The sequence below is a fragment of the Niallia sp. M35 genome (genome assembly GCF_050971705.1).
Taxonomy (GTDB): domain Bacteria; phylum Bacillota; class Bacilli; order Bacillales; family Cytobacillaceae; genus Niallia; species Niallia circulans_A.
The window spans coordinates 44,218-63,342 of the sequence record NZ_JBPCEP010000005.1; the positions used below are offsets into that span (position 1 = coordinate 44,218).

The 19,125-nt window shown below is 35.8% G+C and carries 20 protein-coding genes; 3 read left to right on the forward strand and 17 right to left on the reverse strand.

Translation table 11 applies throughout. From position 1 onward, the window contains the following. Positions 1-92: 92 nt before the first annotated feature. From NiCM35_RS07790 to NiCM35_RS07800, 3 genes are read right to left on the reverse strand one after another with little or no spacing between them, the layout of a single operon-like run. Positions 93-1,196 carry a Gfo/Idh/MocA family protein gene (locus NiCM35_RS07790; protein WP_123258023.1) on the reverse strand — a complete coding sequence of 368 codons (1,104 nt, stop codon included), beginning with the start codon at positions 1,194-1,196 and terminating at the stop codon, positions 93-95. 51 nt (positions 1,197-1,247) lie between these two features. Further along, a complete protein-coding gene (locus NiCM35_RS07795) occupies positions 1,248-1,985 on the reverse strand; it encodes a ThuA domain-containing protein (protein WP_249878123.1) in 738 nt (245 codons plus the stop codon). Positions 1,986-2,010: 25 nt separating this feature from the next. Then, a complete protein-coding gene (locus NiCM35_RS07800; RefSeq protein ID WP_163188139.1) occupies positions 2,011-3,171 on the reverse strand; it encodes a Gfo/Idh/MocA family protein in 1,161 nt (386 codons plus the stop codon). Positions 3,172-3,305: 134 nt separating this feature from the next. Here NiCM35_RS07800 and NiCM35_RS07805 point away from each other — a divergent pair, with 134 nt between their 5' ends. Then, a complete protein-coding gene (locus NiCM35_RS07805; RefSeq protein WP_095334334.1) occupies positions 3,306-4,109 on the forward strand; it encodes a helix-turn-helix transcriptional regulator in 804 nt (267 codons plus the stop codon). A gap of 544 nt (positions 4,110-4,653) precedes the next feature. Here the strand turns inward: NiCM35_RS07805 and NiCM35_RS07810 are convergent. Then, on the reverse strand, positions 4,654-5,193 hold the full coding sequence (locus NiCM35_RS07810) for a nucleoside/nucleotide kinase family protein (RefSeq protein WP_123260809.1): 540 nt from the start codon (positions 5,191-5,193) through the stop codon (positions 4,654-4,656). 457 nt (positions 5,194-5,650) lie between these two features. On the opposite strand from NiCM35_RS07810, the gene NiCM35_RS07820 reads away from it, so the two are divergent. Beyond that, positions 5,651-5,875 (forward strand): recombinase family protein, encoded by a 225-nt coding sequence (locus NiCM35_RS07820; RefSeq protein ID WP_433779272.1) that lies wholly within the window; start codon positions 5,651-5,653, stop codon positions 5,873-5,875. A 284-nt stretch (positions 5,876-6,159) separates the two neighbouring features. Here NiCM35_RS07820 and NiCM35_RS07825 read toward each other — a convergent pair whose 3' ends face one another. The 5 genes from NiCM35_RS07825 to NiCM35_RS07845 form a co-directional block, all read right to left on the reverse strand. Further along, complete coding sequence (locus tag NiCM35_RS07825) at positions 6,160-6,399, reverse strand: YrhC family protein (protein WP_095331731.1); 240 nt, start codon at positions 6,397-6,399, stop codon at positions 6,160-6,162. Positions 6,400-6,582: 183 nt separating this feature from the next. After that, the gene (locus NiCM35_RS07830) at positions 6,583-7,716 is read right to left on the reverse strand and encodes a bifunctional cystathionine gamma-lyase/homocysteine desulfhydrase (protein ID WP_433779143.1); all 1,134 of its coding nucleotides are present in this window, start codon (positions 7,714-7,716) and stop codon (positions 6,583-6,585) included. Next, positions 7,717-8,640: a cysteine synthase A gene (gene cysK, locus NiCM35_RS07835; RefSeq protein WP_433779145.1), complete on the reverse strand. Its 924-nt coding sequence runs from the start codon at positions 8,638-8,640 to the stop codon at positions 7,717-7,719. Between the two features lie 137 nt (positions 8,641-8,777). Then, positions 8,778-9,470: a 5'-methylthioadenosine/S-adenosylhomocysteine nucleosidase gene (mtnN, locus tag NiCM35_RS07840; RefSeq protein ID WP_095331727.1), complete on the reverse strand. Its 693-nt coding sequence runs from the start codon at positions 9,468-9,470 to the stop codon at positions 8,778-8,780. Position 9,471: 1 nt separating this feature from the next. Next, positions 9,472-10,122: a class I SAM-dependent DNA methyltransferase gene (locus NiCM35_RS07845; RefSeq protein ID WP_433779147.1), complete on the reverse strand. Its 651-nt coding sequence runs from the start codon at positions 10,120-10,122 to the stop codon at positions 9,472-9,474. Between the two features lie 231 nt (positions 10,123-10,353). On the opposite strand from NiCM35_RS07845, the gene NiCM35_RS07850 reads away from it, so the two are divergent. Next, positions 10,354-10,566, forward strand: a complete 213-nt coding sequence (locus NiCM35_RS07850) for a YrzA family protein (RefSeq protein ID WP_095331723.1) — start codon at positions 10,354-10,356, stop codon at positions 10,564-10,566. 43 nt (positions 10,567-10,609) lie between these two features. Here NiCM35_RS07850 and NiCM35_RS07855 read toward each other — a convergent pair whose 3' ends face one another. The 8 genes from NiCM35_RS07855 to mltG form a co-directional block, all read right to left on the reverse strand. Further along, positions 10,610-11,248, reverse strand: coding sequence for a DUF1510 family protein (locus NiCM35_RS07855; protein ID WP_433779149.1), 639 nt, complete (start codon positions 11,246-11,248; stop codon positions 10,610-10,612). A gap of 130 nt (positions 11,249-11,378) precedes the next feature. Then, positions 11,379-13,142 carry a peptidoglycan D,D-transpeptidase FtsI family protein gene (locus tag NiCM35_RS07860; RefSeq protein ID WP_433779151.1) on the reverse strand — a complete coding sequence of 588 codons (1,764 nt, stop codon included), beginning with the start codon at positions 13,140-13,142 and terminating at the stop codon, positions 11,379-11,381. Positions 13,143-13,237: 95 nt separating this feature from the next. Further along, complete coding sequence (greA, locus tag NiCM35_RS07865) at positions 13,238-13,714, reverse strand: transcription elongation factor GreA (protein WP_047944032.1); 477 nt, start codon at positions 13,712-13,714, stop codon at positions 13,238-13,240. A 411-nt stretch (positions 13,715-14,125) separates the two neighbouring features. Next, complete coding sequence (udk, locus tag NiCM35_RS07870; RefSeq protein WP_095331717.1) at positions 14,126-14,761, reverse strand: uridine kinase; 636 nt, start codon at positions 14,759-14,761, stop codon at positions 14,126-14,128. A gap of 5 nt (positions 14,762-14,766) precedes the next feature. Beyond that, the gene (locus NiCM35_RS07875; protein WP_095331715.1) at positions 14,767-16,035 is read right to left on the reverse strand and encodes a peptidase U32 family protein; all 1,269 of its coding nucleotides are present in this window, start codon (positions 16,033-16,035) and stop codon (positions 14,767-14,769) included. Positions 16,036-16,056: 21 nt separating this feature from the next. Beyond that, positions 16,057-16,986 (reverse strand): peptidase U32 family protein, encoded by a 930-nt coding sequence (locus NiCM35_RS07880; RefSeq protein ID WP_095331713.1) that lies wholly within the window; start codon positions 16,984-16,986, stop codon positions 16,057-16,059. 2 nt (positions 16,987-16,988) lie between these two features. Next, positions 16,989-17,630, reverse strand: a complete 642-nt coding sequence (locus tag NiCM35_RS07885; RefSeq protein WP_235850302.1) for an O-methyltransferase — start codon at positions 17,628-17,630, stop codon at positions 16,989-16,991. Between the two features lie 309 nt (positions 17,631-17,939). Next, complete coding sequence (gene mltG, locus NiCM35_RS07890) at positions 17,940-19,091, reverse strand: endolytic transglycosylase MltG (RefSeq protein ID WP_095331711.1); 1,152 nt, start codon at positions 19,089-19,091, stop codon at positions 17,940-17,942. Positions 19,092-19,125: the final 34 nt, after the last annotated feature.

Below are 19,125 nucleotides of genomic sequence, written 5' to 3' on the forward strand. Positions count from 1 at the left end.
AAGGCAATTTATTGTTTAGTCTTTAATTTTAACCCTGCACTTCGATAAAAGCTCGAAGTACAGGGAAAGATATTTTTATTTTGCTTGTGTTTCTAATCGAATTCCTTTTCCTGTCCCTCTAAGGGCAAGGATTTTGGGCGGTCGCACGTACTTTTCATCAGATAATGCTGACCATTATCTGATGAATCATGGAAGCCATACATCGCCTCTAAAACGTGATACGCTAAATCACTATTTGCGCGATATTTTCCACCTTCGATAATCGCTCTAGCCATGTCAGCAACGCCTAGACCTCTATTGTTTTGGGTATATCCATAAGTAAGAGGAACTTCTTTAAATTCTTTTTCATCACGTTTTCTTATTTTCACAGGACCGCTGAAGGTGTTAGGGTCAGGAACAAGTAATGTACCTTCACTTCCATAGACTTCAATAGGAGGTAACGATGTACCTCCGAAAGCATCGAAGCTCGTCGTAATGCTTCCAATTACACCTGAAGCGAAATCAATCACTCCTGAAATATGCGTAGGTATTGATACTTTCAATTTCGTGCCCGCTTTTGGTGTACTAAGTATCGTTCTTTCTGGGTAACTAATGCGAGTGGAACCAGAAATTCGTTTAATCGGTCCTAATAGAGCCACTAATGCTGTTAAGTAGTAAGGTCCCATATCAAACATAGGACCCCCGCCAGTATCATAATAAAAGGCAGGGTCTGGGTGCCAATGCTCATGACCACGGCCAATCATAAAGGCAGATGCACCAATTGGTACTCCTATTTCTCCTTGTTCAATCAGATTAACAGCAGTTTGAATACCAGCACCTAAGAAGGTATCTGGCGCACTACCAACGAGCAGATTATGCTTTTTAGCGGCTTCTAAAATTAGTTGTCCTTCCTCGCGTGTCACAGCAAGTGGCTTTTCTGTATAGACATGCTTACCGGCCTCTAATGCCTGAATGGTTACGGAAGCATGCGCTTTAGGAATCGTTAAGTTTATCACTAGTTCTATCTCTGGATCCGAGAGTAATTCTGCAACGGAATAAGCCAATGGTATACCAAATTTTTTGGCTTGAGTACGGGCACGCCCTGTATCTAAATCTGCACAAGCCACCAGCTCGAGATAAGGAAGCTTCGGGCAGTTTTCCATATAAACGGAACTAATATTTCCACAACCAATGATGCCAATTTTAAGTTTCCTCATAAGAGATCCTCCGCTTCATTATGTTTCTGATAGTATTTGCTGTATCCTTCCTTATTGACTGTCCCCCATACCTGTATAGTTACGTACGTTTTCATAACTAGAAGCTGTGTCTACATTTTCGATACGTTTTTTTCCTTCAGCTGCCCATAGAAATCCGCGGCGCATAATGAGTGAAACTTCTGGCATAGCAACGATATTAGCTTGATGCCCTAATGAATTATAAAATACATTTCCAAAGCCCCAGCGTTTGGTCCAAACTACAGGCATATCTACCGCTTTATTAGCAGAGTGTGGTCCATGAATAACTGGGAAGCGGGTGGTAGCGAGCACTTCAACAGCTGGATCGTAATGAAGGTAATATTGCTCACTGGTAACTTTAAAATCCGAGAGCCCTTCTAATAGTGGACTAGAAGTATGTTTTATGTTGACCATGTACTCCACACCATCATTTCCAGGATGGGCAACCCAATTACCGCCAGTCATAAATTGCCAGTCAACATTATTACGAAAGGAATCACACATTCCCCCATGGCATCCAGCTAGACCAACACCAGAAGCAACTGCTTCAGAAATATTTAAGATATACTTTTTTTCAATTTCTCCCATTGTCCAGTGGGGAACAATTAGATCTAAGCTTTTTAATTTTTCTTTGTCTGCGTAGGAGTCTAATGAATTAGATACTTCTACTTGGAAGTTCTCTTCTTCGAGGATTCTTTTAAAAATTTCTGCTATCTGTTCAGGCTGATGACCATCCCAGCCACCCCAAACGATTAATGCATTTTTTTTCATAGTATAAGCAGCTCCCTTAACTTTTTTAAACGTCAGAAATTCGTATCCATTGACGATTTTTAATGGATACATCAACGGCTTCTAAGACTTCCTGGCACTTTACACCATCACGAAAGTTCGGAACAGGCTGTCGATCTTGCTGGAAGGCTTCCATAAGTTCAACCATCTCGTGAATAAACGTATGCTCATAGCCAATTGTATGCCCTGGCGGCCACCAATTTTCAGCAAAGGCGTGCGAAGGGTCAGTTGCTAATACGCGTCGAAATCCTTGCACATCATCCTTATCATCTGTAAAATACACTTGTAGCTCATTCATACGCTCAAAATCGAAGATAACGCTACCTTTACTTCCATTGATTTCAAAGGAATTGGTACTGCGATGCCCTGTAGCAAAGCGAGTTGCTTCAAAGCTTCCTAAAGCACCGTTCGCAAAACGAGCCAAGAACAGTGTCGCGTCATCAACAGTTACTTTACCTTTTTTATCACTATCACTACCTTTTGCTGATAAGCCCATCATTTGTGAAGGAATTGGTCGTTCTTTTATAAAGGTCTCATTCATACCAATAACCTCTGTAATATCTCCGATTAAAAAGTGAGACAGATCTATAAGATGCGCCCCAAGGTCTCCATGAGAACCGGAACCAGCGATTTCCTTTTGAAGTCTCCAGGCTAGAGGGAAATTGGGATCTACAAGCCAATCCTGTAAATACCAAGCACGGAAATGATAGATCTCTCCAAGACGTCCTTCCTCTATAAGCTTCTTAGCCAGCATAACAGCAGGGGCAAAGCGATAGTTAAATCCAACCATATGTTTAATACCAGCAGCTTCCACTAAATCAAGCATTTCACGTGAGTCTTTTAATGTAAGCGCTAACGGTTTTTCGCAAAAAACATGCTTGCCGGCCTTAGCAGCGGCAATGGTAATTTCTTTATGTACATTACTAGGTGCGTTTATATCGATTAAATCAATGTCATCTCGTTCTAACAGGCTCTTCCAGTCGGTTGTATATTCCTCCCAGCCAAATTGCTTGGCTGCAACTGTCACACCATTTTGATCCCGTCCACAAATTACCTTCATTTCAGGGTGAACAGTATTTGGGAAAAAGAGTGGAAGATCCCGATATGCATGACTGTGTGCTTTACCCATAAATTTATAGCCGACCATTCCAATTCTAAGTTTTTCCATAGCGTGTCTCCTTTTCATATAATAAAATAACGATGTTACCAATAAATCTATCATCAATAGGTTTGACACAACAAGTAAAAACTTATATAATCCTAGACAAAATTTAGTATTCACTAAAGGATGGTTTTTTTCGTATGCTAATATATGAAGCACACCATTTTAATTTAATAGCAAACTATCAAACCGTTGATTTAAACTTTCCAAGTCATCTCCACCGTTGCTTTGAAGTATTATTCCTCCTTGAGGGGGAAATGGAAGTTATTATTAGTCAAAAAAATTATCATGTGAGTGCTGGACAATTTTTATTAATACTGCCTTATGAAATTCATTCATTTATTACAAAATCTCATTCTCGTGCTAATATTTGTGTCTTTTCGCCTGAATATGTCCCCACTTTTTATAAAATGATAGAAAATAGTTCCCTAAAAAATCCGATTTTTAACCTATCATTGGCAGCCAACACCCTGTTCACTAAGGCGCTTTTTAATGATAATGCAAATCTTCTTGAACAAAAAGCATCACTTTATCTGTTATTATCTGAGCTAATGGGACAAACAAGCTTAATTCAAGGAGAAAAGCAAGATCAAGAATTATTACATAAATTATTAACTTATATCCAGAATCATTTTACCGAAGCAATTTCTTTAAAAAGTATCGCTAGTAACTTAGGGTACAATTATAATTACTTATCGAAATATTTTAATAATAATGTTAATATGTCTTTTGTTGATTTTTTAAACGGAACAAGAGTGAATCATGCATCCTATCTTTTAATCTATTCAGAGAAAAATATCTCAGAGATAGCTTTTTTATGTGGTTATGAAAGTATACGTTCATTCAATCGAAACTTTCTAAAGATAAAACAATGTACACCAAAGGAGTATCGAGAAAGGCACCCTCGGCCGTTTAGTGATCTGGATCCTTTTCTTACTATTTGATTTCTAAATCAAGGTTTTGGAAAATGAGACTTTTAGTTTGTATGCATCCGCTTTTGGGCATCCCCGCAAGGATTTTTGGATCTGCTTAAGTAAATGAACTTAGAAAAGAATAAGACTGTCCACTTTTGCGGACAGTCTTATTTTTAAACAGTTGATGAAGAGGAAGAATAGTCTTTCCATTCGGCTATATAAAAGGGAATAAAGGACAATAAAAAAGAAGCTCGCGGCATCCACTAAGTTTATTTCCTTTGCATAGAAATTATGACAGCATGGTTCTTCTGTTATTTAATCTATTACTTTAAAAAACTCGAAACAATTACAACGATAATTATAACAGAGAGAATAAGTATAGCTGTCCCTTTGTTGTCTTTCATTTAAACATCTCCTATATAATTCTAAATTTCAAATAAATAACCATTAACTATATTGGGCTATTCTTCCCCTGTAGACTTATATTTCAAAAAGCGTTAATCCATCTTGGATAAACGAACCTGGTTACTTTACATGTAATGTTGCAAATAATTTTACTGATAAGATTAGAAGATTAATTTTTAATATTATCCAGTATAACATTTATTACTTCTGCTGCTTGTAATGTACCATCAACAACAAAGTCTGCATCAGGTTTAATTGTTTCAAGCATATTAAGATAACCACGCCTACCTCTAGATGTGTAATTTTTCATATCAGATAAAATATCCTCCGTTGAGCTATTGCAAAAATCTCTAGTTACTCTCCTTGCCAAAGCAATGTCTAATGGAGTATCAATAAATATGGAGAAATCAATGAATTTACTTACTTGACCATGTTTATAAGAAAATGGAAAGTCTAAGATTATATAATCAAGCGATTCCGTTAATAAAACTTGTAAGTCCTTTATTAAAGGACTTACATCCCAATCATTAGCGTCTCCGCCATTATCTACCCAGTTAATAATATCATCTGGACCATTGAAATCATATTCATCAAAGAACAGTACCTTAGAATTATGTAATTTCTGATTTAGAAGTTTTGTTATTGTTGTTTTTCCACCACCAGATACAGCAGAAATGGCAATAACAAATGGTGTTTTTTCTTTTATCATATTGTCTCCATTCACTTTAATAATATATTTATTCTTTATTAATCCAAATTTCTCCTGCTTGCACTAACCTGCCCTGTTTATTATATAAGAAAATTTTCCACACAACACTTGGGGAACTGCACCAAGTGTTCAATAAGCAGTTATATAGGGATTACCAGATAGTTAGTAAACAAAGCAATGACTTTCTTAATAGAGCCTTCAATTCTAAGTACGAGCCATCACCGCATATAAATGAATGAGGTGATGACAACATGAAAGTCTATCGAGGGCCCTATTACGAATAAAGTTATCCAAGATTGCTATCATTATATTGTAAAAAAATATAGAGAGGAGCAAAATAATCTTGATAGGGATTTACGCACGGGTATCGACAGAGGAACAATTAAAGGGGTTCAGCATAAACGGTCAGATTGAAGAGTGTATTCAATTGGCTGAAAATGAGGAATAACTTAAATATATTGATGAAGGAATAACTGGGGAAATAATGAATAGGTCAGCTTTGACTAGGTTACAAGATGATATTGAAACAGGACTTATTCACAAAGTGATTTGTTATGATCCTGACAGGTTATCTAGAAAATTATTAGTAGAGCTAATGATCACAGAGACATTGCAAAAGAATAGCGTAGAATTGCAATGTGTCAGAAGTGATTCCAAAAATGATACAGAAGGACAATTGTAATCTTTATTACAATAAGGTACTGCGGATTCACAATTAAACGAGTGTAAAAGATAGATCCGTATAAATGAAAAAGAGTAATCCCAAGTCTCTTTTCATTGATCAGCAATCACTCTGTTACCTTCTCCCTCTTCCTTTCGAGCGCATATGGCGATAACAACAAACATCATAAAGCAATCTTTAAACAAATTAAAAACCCAAACAATTATACGAAGTTTCCACACTTCCTATAAGTTCGGGTGTTGCTTTAGCTGGCATCTCATTGTCTAACATCCTATTCCTCTCCATCACGATTCTTTCCATTCATCCAAAAGTTTTTTTAATTTCTTCGCTTTGGCAAAGAATAAAATCGAAACACTTAAGAAGACAATTGAAGTAATAAGCATGCCTTCATTATAACCTGTTACCTTATCCATTTTAGGAATAATTACTCCTATATAAAAAAATGCTCCAACAGCTAGCAAAACGGTGCCAAATTGCTGATAATCAGATATCTTATCTGTTAAAATTTTTATCTTTTTCTCCATTTCTTCCCCTACTTTCTACTAAACTATATAATTACCATAACATAGGAATAGTAGATTAAGCTTTATGAAATCAATAGCTAAATTGCGATATTATGGAAAAAATTATTGCGCTTCATCACGATTCATCCATAAAAAAAAGAGATTTACAAATAGGTTTCCTATCCGTAAATCTCTTGTCGATCATTATTGTAATGCCTGTTTTAGATCTTCCACTAAATCTTCTACATCTTCTAATCCAACAGAAATTCTTACAAGACCATCTGTTATCCCTAGCTCTGCTCTTCTTTCAGGCGGAATGGAGGCATGTGTCATTCTTGCTGGAACAGAGATTAGACTTTCTACAGCTCCTAAACTTTCTGCAAGTGTAAAATATTTCACTTTATTTAAAAGCTTATCAGCATTCTCTGCACTTCCCACATCAAAACTTACCATTCCTCCAAAGCCATGTGCTTGTTTCTTGCTAATTTCATGGTTTGGATGTGTAGGCAGTCCTGGATAATATATTTTTGCAATGGCTGGATGTTTTTCTAGAAAACTAACGATTTGCCTTGTGTTGCTTTCATGCTCTTCCATTCGAATTCCTAGTGTTTTCATCCCTCTTATTAATAGCCAAGAATCATGTGGTCCTAACACTCCACCAGTTGAATTTTGCACAAAATGAAGCTCTTCTCCTAATTTTTCGTCCTTTACAACAACAAGCCCGGATACCACATCACTATGACCACCAAGATACTTTGTGGCACTATGAAGGACAATATCTGCTCCCAATGTTAATGGCGTTTGCCAATAAGGAGTAGAAAAAGTATTATCAACAATCGTTAATAATCCCTTTTCTTTTGCAATCCGTGAAACGGCTTCAATATCTGTGATTTTTAATAATGGATTTGTTGGTGTTTCAATATACAAAGCTACTGTATTTTCTTTTATAGCCTCTTGGATATTGTTAATATCACTTGTATCGATAAAGGTTGCCTCTATTCCAAACTTATTCAGAACCTTTGTCATCACACGGAAGGTTCCCCCATATACATCGTCTGTTAAGAGGATATGGTCCCCCTTCTTAAATAGCATCATAACCGCAGTGATTGCTGCCATACCAGAACTAAATGCAAAGCCTCTTTTCCCTTCTTCTAAATCCTTGATAAGCTCTTCTAATGCATGGCGAGTAGGGTTTCCAGTTCTAGAGTATTCAAAGCCTTTATGATTGCCAATACCGTCTTGTTTATAAGTGCTTACTTGATAAATCGGAACGTTCACTGCTCCTGTATGCAGGTCTCCAGGAATTCCACCATGTATTAATTTTGTTTTTCTTTTCATTTAAATCCCTCCATCAAATATTTTTTTGCTCATATAACGATCACTAGAGTCTGGAAAAACCACAACGATATTACTGCCACTTTCTGCTTTCTGCGCTTCCTGTACAGCGGCATATAAAGCGGCTCCAGAGGAACTCCCTACAAGCAAACCTTCTTTTTGAGCTGCAAGCTTCACATACTCAAATGCATCTTCATCAGAAACGGTATAAATTTGATCAATATAGCGGGTATCCATATAGACTGGGATGAACTCCATCCCAATGCCTTCCGTTTTATGTGGTCCACTTTTCCCACCATTTAAAATAGAGCCTTTTGGTTCTACTACTACCGCTTTGACAGCTGGATTTTGTTCTTTTAAATAGCGGGCTGTTCCCATAAAAGTACCGCCTGTTCCAGCACCAGCAACAAATACGTCAACCTGATAATTTAATTGCTTCCATATTTCTGGCCCCAGTGTTTTATAATAAGTATTTGGATTTGCTTCATTTTCAAATTGTCCTGGTACATAAGCATTAGGTATGTTCCGCTGCAATTCTTTCGCTTTTTCAATTGCCCCTTGCATGCCAAAGGAAGTAGGCGTATGAATTATCTCCGCCCCTAATGCCTTCATAATTTCCTGCTTTTCGATACTAAATTTTTCCGGCACACAAACTATTACCTTTATTCCTGTATTTAATGCGGCAAGAGCTAACCCAATACCTGTATTTCCTGCCGTAGGCTCAATAATGGTACCACCTTTAGTAAGCTTTCCACTTTTTAACGCTTCTTGAATTAATTCATAACCCAGTCTATCTTTTATGCTTCCACCCGGATTACAAAATTCTAATTTTGCATATAAATGAACATTTTTAGGTAATGAAAAATGAGTCAATTCAAGCATTGGTGTATGACCTATTAACTCATGCACATTTCGATAAACATTCAAACTCCACACCACCCACTTATTTTTCCCCTATATAACAAGTTTCTTTCTAGACAAAAATTTCTCTATAACTTATTATTCTTAGTTGTTTACTTGCATTTAGAAGAAAAGAAAGGAAGGGTTTCCCCTTCTGCTCTTCTTTATATTCTCTCAACGATTCCTAACACTAGATTTGCTGAATGGACAGCCGCTTTTTCTAAATACTGATCAAAAGATAAATGGGATTCCTTCCCAGCAATATCAGATAAAGAGCGAATAATAACAAATGGAATATTATGTTGATAAGCAACCTGAGCGATTGCAGCTGCTTCCATTTCAACAGCTTGCAGATTCTCGAATTTTGATTTTATAAAGGCTGCCTTTTCTGGTTGATTGATAAAAGAGTCACCAGTTGTAATTAAACCTGTCACTACAGAATGATTGCCAATTTCCTTTGCACTTTGTTCTGCTGCTGCAATTAATCTTTCAGTCGCCTTAAAGCTTGCTGGCATTTGTGGAACTTGGCCGTATTCATAACCAAAAATAGTGGCGTCTACGTCATGATGACGTACTTCACTCGAAATAACAACGTCTCCTACTTCAAGAGTTGGATTTAATCCTCCTGCTGAACCTGTATTGATTAGATAGTCTGGTTTAAATGTTTGCATTAGAATCGTTGTACTCATTGCGGCATTCACTTTTCCTATGCCAGAACGAAGTAAAACAACCTCTTTCCCAAATAATTCACCTTCAATAAACTGAAATCCAACGATTGTCTGTTCTTTCTTATTTGCTATTTTTTCACGTAGTAAAGTTACTTCTTCTTCCATTGCACCGATTATTGCGATTTTCAATTCACTTACCTCTTTCGCTTATTTTTTCCCCTTCCATCATCCATACAAAGTCATTCAACTTCTTAAAATATGCGGAAAAACCGTACTTCTCTAAAATTTCCGTTAGAAAGGGGATTGTTGTATAATACTCTCTTTGCAAGTCTTCTGCTAAATGGTGATGCTCCTTTTCCTTGGCATTCTTAATTGCCTCATCGTACGCATCTTTAGTGACATACATGGTATCTGCAAACACTATTTTACCACCTAAAGGGAGGAGATTACTATACTGTTTAATCGCTTCTTCTTTTTCTTGGTCGGTTAAGTGATGAAAAGCATAAGTACTTACAAAGGTATCTGGTTGCTGATCTAGCTTAAAGTGTAGAAAATCCCCATCTATTATGGTTGCTTTTGTATTAATTTTCTCCTTCGCCAACTTCCTCATTGCAGGAGATGGTTCTATGGCGGTAACCGTTAACCCCTTTTCAATCAGTTTAACAGTTAAATTTCCTGTACCAATCCCAAATTCAACAACATGCCCTGTGGCACGTTCTGCTACCATTTTTAATATATAATCATACTTGTGAAAAACAGCTTCGTATTCTTTATTGTTAGTGAGACTGTCATCGTAAGAATCCGCCCATTGTTCAAAAATCTCAAGAAACTCTTTTCCCATAGCATTGCACCCCTGTTTTCTTAAATATATAATTCCTATAAGTATACTATGGTTTTAAATTTTTCTTGTTCTTAATTTATCATATCTTTCTTTTTGTTATCAAGATGCAAAAAATAGTAAGTTTATTCCCTATTTTCAATCTTTATCAGACTGTTTTTATGTATTAATATTAATCCATTGTCTCCTTATGTTATGATATTTTTACTGTTAGGAAGAAAGGAAGATTTAAGCATGAATATCCAATTAGAAATGATAGAAGATAAGGTAGAGTTTTTTGAAGGAGAAAGTCTAAAAGCAATCGAGAAAAAAATCAATGAACAAGTAGAAGTCAATAAAGCTATATTGCTTTCTGTTCATTCTGTCTCCCATCAAGTTACTTTACTAGAGAATGGTCGGCCTTATTACACCGCCGTTGTCCATTTTAAAATGAAAAAGCAGTTTTAAAAAACAATAAAAAAGAACTGGAGCTTGATTCTCCAGTTCGAGTTTAACGAATATTTAAGTCTTTTATTTCTTCTACCTTCGTTGGTTTCCATCCACTTCCATCTACCCATTCTATATATACTCTATATTTTTCAGATTTATCTTTAGATGATACTGTTCCAATAGACTTCTGAGGATCATGATTATTATTACCAAGGAACCAAACAGTCATATTCCCGCTATCTAAGCCGGTTGCATAAGATAATGCTTTAATTTGTTCGTTCCAGTCTGCCCCTTCTGAATAAGTAGCTACATGCTCCCCTGTTTGGGATGTTCCAACAGGCTTCCAGGAAGGATTCTCAATCGTTTTAATAACATTCGAGTCACTGCCACCTTCTGTGACAATTTCCTCCCCATCAGATTCTTTTTCTTCTTCTGAAGTAGTGTTCTCCTCTTTATTATCTGATTTAGTCGTCGAAGCAGCTGTTTTATTCTCATCCGATACTTCTTGACCTGATTTCGGTTCGTTTGCTTTATTTTTAGCTGTATTTTTTTCATCATTTGTATGAAAAATAGAATATGATACAAATACAATTAGTAAAATCACAGCAACGATTAATCCATTTAAAATAAGATTCGTTTTCTTTCTTTTAGAACGTTGTGCATATCTCGTTTTACCTTCATTATTTATTTCATTACTCAAGGTGTTTCTCCTCCTATTTTCTTTCCATTTCCTCTTTATATAAGTTGATTTAACTCTCACTTTTCTTCTTTCACTGTACATATTTTAACATGGCAGTACACTTTTAGAAAAGCAAGAACCTATTGGCGTACTAGCGAGCAGCATTTTGCTGCTTTTTATCGATTCCTTTAACTACCTCTGCAAATAGTTGGTTGACCCCGCCTTCGTCTGAATAAACATCTAAATTCACTGTTACTAAGGCATATTTAGGCTTCTCATAAGGAAAATAACCTGCAAACCATTTATTATGTAACTGCTTCTCCTCTTTATATACGCCTGTTTCTGCCGTTCCTGATTTTCCAGCAATTTCATAGGGAAGATCTTGAAACCATCTGCCAGTTCCTTTATTGTTTGTAACAACTTCTCTTAAAAGTTTTTGGAGCCTTGAGGCGGTATAAGGAGATATTTTTCCTCCATCTAACTCTTGCTTATCAAAGGAATAAAAGGTTGTGCCATTTTTGTATTGAATATCTGAAACAACTCTGACACTTTCCTTTTCTCCTCCTCTAGCAATAGTCGCCATCATATTTGCCACTTCTAATGGTGTAACCCGTACCTCATGCTGTCCGATTCCCGTTAATGCAACATAGTTCTTATCCTTTTTCGCCTCCTCATTCAAAAACACTCTTCCCATTTCTTCGCCACTAAATTGTTTAAAATCAGGAGAATGAAAAACACTGCCTCGCCACCCCACCAGGCTAGTCAATGATAATTTAGCTGCATATTCCTCGATTAAATTTTCATCTATATCACTTAACTTCTTCGCTATTGTCCCAAAGGTATTGTTGCAACTAACTGCAAAGCTATCTGTAAAATTTAACATTCCATGCTGATATGTTAAGTCCTCTTCGCCATTGATTTTCTTGCTGCAATCATATTGCTTATTGTTATCATCCAATTTATTGTCGATCGCAGCTGCTGCAATGACTGTTTTGAAGACAGAGCCGACAATCTGCTGTTTTAGCATATAGTTATTAACTCCATCTGTCTGATAAGGATCTTCTGCATTTATCTTCGGCCTAGAAACCATTGCAGCAATCGAATTATCCTCTAGATCTAACAGAACTAGTCCACCTTTCTTTATGCCTTGTTCATCTACTAAATCTTCTGCCATCTGCTGTAAATCTGTGTCTATGGTTGTGCGGACATTTACAGGATAAAACGGATTTGCAGGTTCTACATATTTGACATTTAAGCCAAAGAGTGGTCCTCCTTTTGCATCTACATGATAGACAAGCTTCGATTCGCCATCAGGCAAAAGAAATTCATCAAAGCTTCTTTCTAAGCCTGTTAAACCAATTAATGTAGAACCTCCTAGCTTTCTATCAGGATATCGCTTTCCTAATTGCTCTTCATTTTGACCAGTAATCCCTAGCAGTTGTTCGGCGATACTATTATTGATATGAAACTTTTTCTCTGCGGCAAAAACACCTGGAATCTTCAGCTGATTGATAGCAGACATTTGCCTGCTTGTTAATTCCAATGGTTTCTTTCCTCCAAAAACAACCGGATCTTTTGCATCGATAATACTATTCTTTACATTGTATTCACTTGTCCCAATAATATCCGCTACTTTTTTGCTATCCCAATCCATTTTTTTTAAAAAAGGAAATAATATTAAAACTGCTTTTGTCTGATGTGTTAGCGAATTTCCATTTTTATCAAGAAAGGTTCCCCGACCATTGTCCAAAAGCATTTCTTGTGATCTTTGTTTTACACTTGCTTCCACCAAATTAATATTATGCTTAGTGAAATGATTTGTCTCTATTAACTGCACTTGTATTAGCCTTCCTAGCAATATACATAAAGCAAATAAAAAAAGGATACCGATGCCAACTATTCTTTTTCTCCACATAAATAAAACACCTCATCAAAAGTGTTGACGAGGTGTCCCATTTATAAACAAGTCCATGATAACTTTTTATTCCGTTATCCATTCCATTAAATTACTTATTTAATTGTAACGATTTGTACATTCATTTCTCCGCCTGGAGTCTGTACAATTACTTTATCGCCAACTTTTTTGCCAATTAAGCTTTTAGCGATTGGAGAATCGTTTGAAATCTTCCCTTCGAATGGATCTGCTTCCGCACTACCAACGATTGTATATGTTTCTTCTTCACCGTCTGGAAGCTCGACGAATGTAACAGAACTACCAAGTGAAACAGTGTCGCGATCTAACTCATCTTCCGAGATAATTTTTGCATTTCGAATCATATTTTCGATCGTAGTGATACGACCCTCTACAAAAGCTTGTTCTTCTTTCGCAGAATCATACTCTGAGTTTTCGGATAAGTCACCGAAACTACGTGCAATTTTAATACGTTCTACAACTTCTTTACGTTTAACTGTTTTTAACTGTTCTAGTTCCTGTTCTAATTTTTCTTTACCTGCTAATGTCATTGGAAATTCTTTTTCGATTGCCAAAATCTTCACTCCTTCAAGTATGGGATTAATGAATAGCCATGAAACTATTTGTAAAATCCCTAATAATTATGTATTTAAAGATAATAGCACGACATCTTAGAAATGGACGCGCTTTTTTTTCTAATAGAATGAGTTTAATACGGATTGAAGAAAAAAGAAAGCATTTTCTATTAGATTGCCTGTAATGATTTAACATTTTTTCACTAATTAGCGATTTTTGTTAAAAGAATGATTATTTTTATGAAATTAACAATAGGATAAAAATTATCAAATATCATTACAGAGAGCTCTTTTATTTATCCCATTATTTTAACCCATTGGTTTCTTGCATAATCCATATTTGGAAAAATAGGCTGTCTATAATGGAACAGCCTATTTCCCAGAAATTTTTCATGAATACTTTCTATTGTTTCATAAAAGTGATTTTTGTTCAAGAATTGTTTGAATTTTTGTAACCATAAGATCAATGGCTACGTGATTATGACCGCCCTCAGGAATTATAATATCTGCATATCTTTTTGTTGGTTCAATAAATTGATTATGCATGGGACGAACTACATTAACATATTGTTCAATTACAGAGTCAATCGTTCTTCCTCTTTCTTTGATATCCCTCATTAATCTTCTGATAATACGTAAATCCGCATCTGTGTCAACAAATAACTTCATATCCATTAAATCACGAAGACTTTCATCCTCCAATATTAAGATACCTTCCACAATGATTACATCCTTAGGTTCAACTAGGATAGTTTCATCGGAGCGGGTATGCATGGCATAATTATATACTGGCTTTTCCACTGCTTCATAATTTAATAATTTTTGAATATGATCAATTAATAATTCTGTATCAAATGCTAACGGATGGTCATAATTCGTTTTTAATCTTTCCTCAAATGGTAAATGAGATTGATCTTTATAGTAATAATCTTGTTCGATCATTAAAATCGAATGTCCTTTAAAATGGTCAAATATAGCTTTGGTCACACTTGTTTTTCCAGATCCGGAGCCACCTGCGACACCAATAACTACTGGTTTCGGCTGCATGCTTATTAAAGCTCCTTTCGCATCATATTATTTGGATAAACAGGGTGGTCCACTTTGAATTTAACAATTTGTAAAGGATGTCTTGCAGCATCGATTTCTTTTCCGTCTGCATCCCAAATTTTATCAACAACCATTGTAAAATTATCAATTTCCGGACCAAAAAATTCCACTTCCTGCCCCTGTTTGAAGAAGTTTCTTTGTTGTAATGTTACTATTTTTGTCTCTTCATTATAATCGAGCACTAAACCAGCAAAGTCAAAAGTGGTCTTTTTGCTATGATTTCCAAACATTTGCTCTTTATACCCTGGCTGACCTTCAAAGAAAGCAGGTGCTGTATCTCGATTTGCACATTTATCTAGTTCTTTAAGCCATTCCTCTTGAATGACAAAATGATCTGGATCTGCACAATAGGCATCAATCACTTTTCGGTAAACACTAACAACTGTAGCAATATAATGAATGGATTTCATTCTACCTTCAATTTTTAAACTGTCTATGCCTAGTTCAATCATACGTGGAATAGATTCGATAAGCTTTAAATCTTTTGGACTCATCGCAAAAGGAGCATCACCTTCAGAGAATAAAGGCTTTTCCTCCGCACCATCTAGCTTGTACAAATCATAATCCCAGCGACATGATTGACAACAGCCGCCGCGGTTAGAATCTCGAGCCGTCATATGATTACTCAATGTACAACGACCAGAATATGCGATACACATTGCGCCATGAATGAATGTTTCGATTTCGATATCTACTTTTTCTTTCATTTCTTTTATCTCTTCTGCACTTGTTTCACGGGCAAGCACAACTCGTTCTAAACCTTCTTCCTTCCAATACTGAACTGCCTTCCAGTTAGAAAGAGATTGCTGTGTACTTAAATGCACTTCTATTTCGGGTGCTACTCTACGGCATGTCTCGATAATTAATGGGTCTGCCACAATAATTCCATGTACACCTGCTGACTTTAAGCCCAGTAAGTATTCTTCTAAACCGTCAATATTTTCATTATGTGCAAATATATTGGTAGTAACATATATTTTTGCTTGATATTTCTTAGCAAACTCCACTCCCTCTTTCATTTCTTCAAAAGTGAAGTTTCCAGCATTCGAACGAAGCCCATATTCTTGTCCACCAATAAAGACAGCATCTGCACCGTATGTAACAGCAATTTTTAATTTCTCTAAATTACCAGCAGGTGCTAGCAGTTCCGGTTTCTTTACAATTACTCTTTTTCCATCTCTTATTTCAGAAATAGGATCTTTAACTAATGTCATTTTCCCTTCTCCTCCACTTGTTTAGTAAACCGTTTCTTTAAAGAAAAATCCTGTGTCCAATGGTCTATTAGGTGGTTGAATTTTTTCTATCTCAGCAAGTAAATGGTCTTTTTCTTCTTCATATCGATCTGGATCATTTAAATACAAAGTTATTGCTTGATAATATAGTCCAGTAACGGCAATAATATAGCTTGGTTCTTTCAAAAGACCGTCGATTTTGAAAGAATCAATGCCAGCATCCAATAGATCTGCAAGCTCATCAATGATACAAATGTCATTTGGACTCATAATATGTGTCCCATTTTCATCCTGAAAAATTGGATATTTATTTTCTCTTTCTTTATCATGCAGAAAGAAGTTCTTATCTGATTTACTTGCTTCCAATTCCACTTCTTTCCCTTGATATTGAAAGTAATGTTCTAGTAAAGTACGTTTTGATTGAAACATCGTCGTCATTCCATGAACTTGGATTTCAATCTCCACTTCTGCATTTTCTTTTGTTTCAATGATGGCGTCCATGCTAATTTCTCTTGCTAGGACCGCTCTTTTTGCACCTTTGCGTCCCCAATAATTACATGTGTACCAGTTTGTCCCTGTTGTTTCTGTACTCCAATGCAATTTCATATTTGGCGCAACTTCTCTGGCAATCATTAAAACAGCTGGATCGCCATAATATATTGCATCCGCATTTACAGCCACTAAAAACCGCAGATATTCTGTTACATCCTCGATTTTATCATTATGAAAAATTGCATTTACAGCCACATATACTTTTTTCCCTCTTTGGTGTGCGATTTCAATCGCCTTTTTTACATCGTCCCGATTAAATTCACCGGCTAATCTCAAACCAAATTTTTGTTCTCCGATAACAAAAGCATCTGCTCCATTATCAATAAGCGGCTCTATATCGTTTATACTGGTTGGCGTTACTAGTAATTCCGGTTTTTTCATTCTTATCCCCTCTTTTTACTAATTGCAATACCGTCTCCCACAGGCAAGATTGCTGTGTGATAATCCTGATTTCCCATAAGCCATTGATTATAATTTCTTATTTTCCGTACTAATTGACGAAGATTTCTACTATCTATCTCTTCTGCTGCCACTAAACCATGAAATAATATATTATCTGTATACACGATTCCGTCATTCGATAACAAAGGGCTGTAAAGATCGAAAAACTTTTGATATTGTCCCTTTGCCGCATCGATAAAGATAGCATCAAACGGTCCATATTGCTCAACTATGGAACCTAATTCAAGGGCATCACCTTGTAAAAGGACAATTTGTGCTTCAAGCTTAAACTTTTCGACATTTTCCTTCGCTACTAAATACCTTTGTTCATCTCTTTCCAACGTAACTATTTGAGAAGATGGTAATGCTTCCGCCATTCTTATGGCAGAATATCCTATCGCCGTGCCAACTTCTAATATTTTTTTAGGCTGCTGAATTCGTAGTAATTGTAATAATGTTTCAATCCCTATTAACTCCATAATGGGAACTTCATTTTGTTTCGCATAATGTTCCATTTCACTAATCTGGTTATTTCTTTCTGGAATTAAATTTTCAATATACTCCAGGATTTGTTTATTTTGCAAGGATGAGTCCCTCCTAATTAATCCATAAAGCCCTATCCTTTTTTCTTCTACCTAAAAATAGTTAGCTTCTTATTAAGAACCTAACACATCAAAAAAGTGTATATAATTTGGGTATTTCATTAAATGTATACTCAAAAACACTTGTACCATTTTATCATAAAATATAGGAGAATGCTAATAAATCTTCAGATATCAACAGCAATCCATATAAAAGATGACAATTTTTCGAACAAAATAACGTAATTTCAAAAAAAGACTACAGTCCAAACATCTTTTTGTTTGACTGTAGTCTTTTTTTGTTGAAGAATGTTAGTCATTCTCTGTAATATATTTTGCTTTCAATTCATTATGTTCATTAAGCGATTTAGAAAAGTACACTTTCCCATCTTTTGAAGCTAAGAAATAGAGATAATCTGTATCATCCGGATGCAATGCCGCTTCCATAGAAACAGTTCCTGCATTGGCAATAGGTCCAGGTGGTAAGCCTACATTTTGATAGGTATTATAAGGTGAATCTACCTCTAGATCTTTATAATAAACTCTATCCTTATGCTCTCCTAAAGCATAAAGTACTGTCGGGTCTGTTTGCAATGGCATCCCTTGTTCGATACGATTATAGAACACACTGGCAATTTTCTTTCTATCCACATTTTTGGTTGCTTCTTCTTCAATTAACGAAGACATTGTTAAAAATTGATGGACGGTTAATTTATCTCGTTCAATTTCCGTTTCATATGCTTTTACTACACTTTCTGTTTTATCAAGCATTACGGAAATGATTGCTTCCAATGTTGGCTTTTCTTCATAATAAGAATAAGTTGCAGGAAATAAATAACCTTCTAGCGGATATTTGATATTTTTCGCCCAAATTTCTGTTGTTAATAAATCTGGATATTTGGCCATTAGCCCTTTGATAAATGCTTCATCGTTTAATTGTTTCCAAACCTCTTCTTCCTTTTGGTTTGTCTTCTTCGCGATAATAGCGGAAATTTCTTTTAATTGTCTTCCTTCAGGTATCGTCATGGTAAAGACCGGTTCTTGCATAATTTTTCCGGTTTTCAAGCTGTCAATAATCTCTTGAATCGACATGGATGGATTCATATGATATTCTCCAGCCATGAAATTCGACTCATTTTTAAATTTCACATAATATTTAAACACCTTTGCGTTTTTTACAAGCCCCTTATCTTCAAGCAATTGGGAAATAGTGCTTACACCAGACCCAATCGGGATTTCCACTACAATATCTTTATCACTATCTGGATTAACTGGTTTTAATGCTGATTTTATGTAAAAGTAACCAGACGTCCCTACAACTGCTACAATCATAATTAATACTAAGGCAACAATGACCACGACTCTTCTGACTAATTTTGCTTCTTGTTGTCTCTGATTTAAATTAGCTATAAATAACTCCTTCTTACTATTTATTGTATTGTTCTCGTCTTTATTATTCGTCAATCTTTTCCCTCCTTGACACACACCACTCCAACAT

What these genes read in the sequence shown, in the direction of transcription:
- NiCM35_RS07845 (WP_433779147.1), bottom strand. Translation starts at nt 10,122, where the DNA reads ATGGGAAAAGAGTTTCTTGAGATTTTTGAACAATGGGCGGATTCTTAC.
- NiCM35_RS07790 (WP_123258023.1), bottom strand. Translation starts at nt 1,196, where the DNA reads ATGAGGAAACTTAAAATTGGCATCATTGGTTGTGGAAATATTAGTTCC.
- NiCM35_RS07830 (WP_433779143.1), bottom strand. Translation starts at nt 7,716, where the DNA reads ATGAAAAGAAAAACAAAATTAATACATGGTGGAATTCCTGGAGACCTG.
- NiCM35_RS07805 (WP_095334334.1), top strand. Translation starts at nt 3,306, where the DNA reads ATGCTAATATATGAAGCACACCATTTTAATTTAATAGCAAACTATCAA.
- NiCM35_RS07810 (WP_123260809.1), bottom strand. Translation starts at nt 5,193, where the DNA reads ATGATAAAAGAAAAAACACCATTTGTTATTGCCATTTCTGCTGTATCT.
- NiCM35_RS07880 (WP_095331713.1), bottom strand. Translation starts at nt 16,986, where the DNA reads ATGAAAAAACCGGAATTACTAGTAACGCCAACCAGTATAAACGATATA.
- NiCM35_RS07825 (WP_095331731.1), bottom strand. Translation starts at nt 6,399, where the DNA reads ATGGAGAAAAAGATAAAAATTTTAACAGATAAGATATCTGATTATCAG.
- NiCM35_RS07795 (WP_249878123.1), bottom strand. Translation starts at nt 1,985, where the DNA reads ATGAAAAAAAATGCATTAATCGTTTGGGGTGGCTGGGATGGTCATCAG.
- NiCM35_RS07800 (WP_163188139.1), bottom strand. Translation starts at nt 3,171, where the DNA reads ATGGAAAAACTTAGAATTGGAATGGTCGGCTATAAATTTATGGGTAAA.
- NiCM35_RS07875 (WP_095331715.1), bottom strand. Translation starts at nt 16,035, where the DNA reads ATGACATTAGTTAAAGATCCTATTTCTGAAATAAGAGATGGAAAAAGA.
- NiCM35_RS07860 (WP_433779151.1), bottom strand. Translation starts at nt 13,142, where the DNA reads ATGTGGAGAAAAAGAATAGTTGGCATCGGTATCCTTTTTTTATTTGCT.
- NiCM35_RS07850 (WP_095331723.1), top strand. Translation starts at nt 10,354, where the DNA reads ATGAATATCCAATTAGAAATGATAGAAGATAAGGTAGAGTTTTTTGAA.
- udk (WP_095331717.1), bottom strand. Translation starts at nt 14,761, where the DNA reads ATGCAGCCGAAACCAGTAGTTATTGGTGTCGCAGGTGGCTCCGGATCT.